This window comes from Brachyspira pilosicoli (genome assembly GCF_019402445.1).
In the GTDB taxonomy this organism is placed as follows: domain Bacteria; phylum Spirochaetota; class Brachyspiria; order Brachyspirales; family Brachyspiraceae; genus Brachyspira; species Brachyspira pilosicoli_B.
This window is the reverse complement of sequence record NZ_SRZM01000159.1, coordinates 1-4324: the sequence shown is the minus strand read 5'-3', so window position 1 is coordinate 4324 and position 4324 is coordinate 1. Positions and strand designations below refer to the sequence as shown.

Sequence of the window (4324 nt, the reverse complement as noted above, 5' to 3'; positions counted from 1 at the left end):
TGCAGGTGCTGACGGTATGATTATAGAAGTGCATAATGACCCAGAGCATGCTTTATGTGATGGGGCACAGTCTATAAAACCAGAAGTATTTGATGATATTATGCAGTCTGTTAATATGATATCTGATACTGTTGCAAAAATAAAAGAAAAACATAATGGTAAAATTTATACTAAGTAATTAATTATATGTTTTTTGATGTAAAAATATGAAATGTAATTAATATATTATTGTTTTTGTAATTTAAATAAAAAGTATAGAATTTGTAAATTTATGTGAAGTAAACTATAAAAAAATTTGACTTCATTAGGTATTTGTGTTATAATTAATCACTCGTTACATTTTAGAATAAAACCACAATATTTAAAAACGTTTAGAAGGTGTATTATGGATAAGAAAACTTTAAAAACAAAAGATAGTACTTATGTTTTATCCCAAAAAGATATAAAACAAAACTGGCTTATTATAGATGCTAAAGGTAAATCTTTAGGAAGAGTTGCTAGCAGAGCAGCTTATTTATTAAAAGGAAAACATAAAGTTGATTATGCCTACAACTTGGATAATGGCGACTATGTTATTGTTATCAATGCTAAAGATATAGTATTAACTGGAAATAAAAAGAAAGGCAAAATACATTATAGACACACAGGTTATCCTGGCGGTATAAAATCTGTAAGCTATGGTGAATTATTAGAAAGAAATCCTGAAAGAATGGTTAAAATAGCTGTTAAGGGTATGCTTTCACATAATCCATTAGGCAGACAGCATCTTAAAAAATTAAAAGTATATGCTGGCAGCGAACATCAGCATGAAGCTAATAAACCTACAGTTGTAAATATATAATTAGGAGTTAAAAAATGGCATCTAAACAATTAACTATATTCACAGGCAAAAGAAAAACTGCTAATGCTAGAGTTCGTATAGCTTTAGGAAGCGGTAAAATTTTAATAAATGGTAAAAATTATGCTGAATATTTCTGTAACAGAGCAGCTTTACTTAAAGTTGTAGAAGACGCTCTAAAAGTAACAGGAAATTTAGGCAAATATGATGTATATGCTAATGTACGCGGAGGCGGAGTTTCTGCTCAAGCTGATGCAGTTAGACATGGTATAGCTAAAGCCTTAATAGGTGAGAGTCAAGACTTTAGAACTACTTTAAAACGTAATGGCTTCCTTACAAGAGACTCTCGTGTTGTTGAACGTAAAAAATATGGTAGATCTGGTGCTAGAAAGCTATTCCAATTCTCAAAACGTTAATTATATATTATTGTCTTAAAATATTATATAAGGTGTTTAAGAAATGAATGCTAAAAAATTAAAGAAATTTAAAGATTTAATCTTGGAAGAAAAAAGAAAGACTTTAGATGAACTATTAAGCGGTAATGAATCTTATGAAACACTTAAAGAAGAAGCTCATGGAGATTTGGCTGATATAGCTTTTCAGGCTTATGAGAAACAAAGTTTAGTATCTTTTTCGCAAAAAGAAAGAGATAAGTTAGATATGCTTAATAATGCTCTTAAAAGAATTGAAGATGGTTCTTATGGTAAATGTATAGATTGTAAAGAAGAAATTAATGAAGAGAGATTAACTGCTATACCATATACTTTAAGATGTATTAATTGTATGTCTAAATATGAAGATAAAAAACGCCGTGAAAAAATGTAATGTATGTTAAAGTCGTTTTTAACCTTCCTATAGATAAGGTACTTACATACAAAAAACCCGATGATATAAAGGATAGTTTGATAGGTTGTAGGGTTATAGCTCCTATAAGAAATAGAGGTACTAAAGGTATTGTAATAGAAGAAACCGATAGCCTTGATGGAGATTATAAAGTACTGCCTATCACAACTAGAATAGATCTTGAACCTATTTGCTCTGAAAATGAATTTAGTTTAGCTAAATGGATGAGCAGATATTATCATTCTTCCTATGGTGAGGCTTTATTTGCTGCTTTGCCTGCTGGAAATCCTTCTAAAAAGAAAACTACTCCAAAACCTATAAAAGTAAAACAAAAGCCTTATTTAAAACTTAACGATGAGCAAGAAAATGTTTTAAATACAATATTAAAAAGCATAGAAGAAGAAAAAAAAGCTAAAAGTTTTTTGCTTCATGGTGTTACAGGAAGCGGTAAGACAGAAGTTTATTTGCAGGCTATTAAAAGAGTAGTAGATTTAGGAAAACAGGCTATAGTAATACTTCCAGAAATATCACTCACTCCTCAAACTATAAAAAGATTTGCTGAAAGGTTTGAAGGAAAAATTGCGGTGCTTCACAGTAAACTATCGCCTACTGCTAAATATAGATATTGGCAGATGATAAGAAATAATGAGATAAAAATTGTGATAGGGGCAAGAAGTGCTATATTTTCTCCTACACCTAATCTTGGTATTATAGTGATAGATGAAGAGCATGAAACTAGTTATAAGTCAAATGAAACTCCAAGGTATCATGCTAGGCAAATTGCTTTCTATAGAAAAGAGAGAGAAAATGCCACGCTTATTTTAGGAAGTGCTACTCCTTCTCTTGAAAGCTATTATCATGCTTTAAATGGTACTATAGAATTACTTACTCTCACCAAAAGAGCATCATCAATTAATATGCCTGAAGTTAAGATTTTAGATTTAAAAAAAGAAAAGAGGGCTGATTCCTTTCCAATGCTTACTCAAACACTGGTGGAAGAGATTAATAAAAAATTGGAATTAAAAGAGCAAATAATATTATTTCTAAACAGAAAAGGATATGCCCCAGTGGTGAGTTGTTCTCATTGTGGGGTGGTGTTGGAATGCCCTAATTGTTCTGTTTCGCTTACTTATCATAAAAAAAAGAATGTTGTTATGTGCCATTACTGCGGTTATACTCAGTTTGTAGAAGAGCTATGTGATAAGTGCAATATTGGGCATTTTGAGAGAATTGGTACTGGTACAGAAAAAGTTGAGGAGAATCTTAATACTTTATTTCCAAATGCTGTTATAGAGAGAATGGACCAAGAAACCGTTGGTGGCACAAAGAAATACGAAGATATATTTAAAAGATTTGCTAATAGAGAAATAGATATTTTAATTGGCACGCAAATGATAGCTAAGGGGCTTGATTTTCCTAATGTTACTTTGGTTGGTGTGTTGCTTGCTGATATGTCGCTTCATATACCAGATTTTAGAAGTGCTGAGAGAACTTTTAATTTAATAACACAAGTTGCTGGAAGAAGTGGAAGGGGAGATAAAAAAGGGGTTGTTTATATTCAGGCATTTAATACTAATCATTATGCTATACTTTATGCTAAAGAGCATGATTATATTTCTTTTTACAATAGAGAGATAGAAAATAGAAAGCATACATCAGGCTTGCCTTATCCTCCTTTTTTGAGATTAGTGAGAATTGTTATACGAGGAATAGATGCTAAAAAAGTAGAAAGTGATGCCAACATTATAGCTGATTTATCTAGAACACTCACTTATAAATATACAGAAAAAGTAGAAGTATTAGGAGCTACTCCTTGTACTATGAGCAAGCTAAATAAATACTATAGATGGAATATCTTAATAAAAACAGTTTCTCATTCACTTCTAAAAGAGTTTTTTGAAAGTTTAAATAAATCCTTTATAGCTCAAAAAGGTAACTATATAGAAATTGATATAGACCCTGTTAATATGCTTTAAATATCTATATAAAATCTTAAAGCATTTTTAATTCTTGCATTTAATTCATTTTGTCCAACAGGCTTTTGTACATAATCGCAAGCACCCTTTTCAAGACCATTAACTACATCATCTTCATTATATTTTTTAGTGATTATAATAATAAGTGCCATTCTCAAGCTTATTTCTTTTTTTATCTCATCTAATAAATAAAAATAATCCTTATCATCAGACAAATTAATATCCATTAAAATAATATCTGGAAGTATTTTTTTTAGTTCATTTAATGGATTTGTTAAATTAGATACTATTGAAACTTCATAATCATTTCTAAGCCATTGCAAATAATTCTTCCTTGTAATTTCAATAGGTTCTATAATTGCTATTTTATGTTTAGAAACTTTTCTCTTTAATTTAGCTCTTTTATCTCTTTTATTGAATGCTAAAAATACTTTTAAATCTGCATATCTAATTTTATATCTTTTACCAGGTGTAACATCAGCTTTAAGTCCATAATGCCTTACCCAATAATTTACAGTTGTTCTTGATACACCTAATATCTTTGAAACGTCTATTGGAGAGAGTAAATCATCATCTTCATATATAACATTTTTATCAAAGTCCATTAACCTTCCTTTATTTTTTAATAAATAATATAAAAAAGATAGAATAATATATAGATATATAT

5 protein-coding genes and 1 pseudogene are annotated in these 4324 nt (G+C 29.6%); 5 read left to right on the top strand and 1 reads right to left on the bottom strand.

Features of this window, described 5'->3' with window-relative positions; translation table 11 throughout:
- From E6A48_RS06200 to priA, 5 genes and pseudogenes are all read left to right on the top strand, one after another.
- Positions 1-178: pseudogene (locus E6A48_RS06200) on the top strand (3-deoxy-7-phosphoheptulonate synthase); the annotation flags it as partial.
- Between the two features lie 207 nt (positions 179-385).
- A complete protein-coding gene (gene rplM / locus E6A48_RS06195; protein ID WP_219709188.1) occupies positions 386-841 on the top strand; it encodes a 50S ribosomal protein L13 in 456 nt (151 codons plus the stop codon).
- A gap of 14 nt (positions 842-855) precedes the next feature.
- Positions 856-1254, top strand: a complete 399-nt coding sequence (gene rpsI, locus E6A48_RS06190) for a 30S ribosomal protein S9 (RefSeq protein WP_013243774.1) — start codon at positions 856-858, stop codon at positions 1252-1254.
- 43 nt (positions 1255-1297) lie between these two features.
- Positions 1298-1663, top strand: a complete 366-nt coding sequence (locus E6A48_RS06185) for a TraR/DksA family transcriptional regulator (RefSeq protein WP_013243773.1) — start codon at positions 1298-1300, stop codon at positions 1661-1663.
- Positions 1663-3657 (top strand): replication restart helicase PriA, encoded by a 1995-nt coding sequence (gene priA / locus E6A48_RS06180; protein ID WP_219709187.1) that lies wholly within the window; start codon positions 1663-1665, stop codon positions 3655-3657. The genes E6A48_RS06185 and priA overlap by 1 nt, the downstream gene beginning before the upstream one ends.
- On the opposite strand, the gene E6A48_RS06175 is transcribed toward priA, so the two are convergent.
- Positions 3654-4262: a response regulator gene (locus E6A48_RS06175; RefSeq protein WP_219709186.1), complete on the bottom strand. Its 609-nt coding sequence runs from the start codon at positions 4260-4262 to the stop codon at positions 3654-3656. The genes priA and E6A48_RS06175 overlap by 4 nt on opposite strands.
- Positions 4263-4324 lie beyond the last annotated feature (62 nt).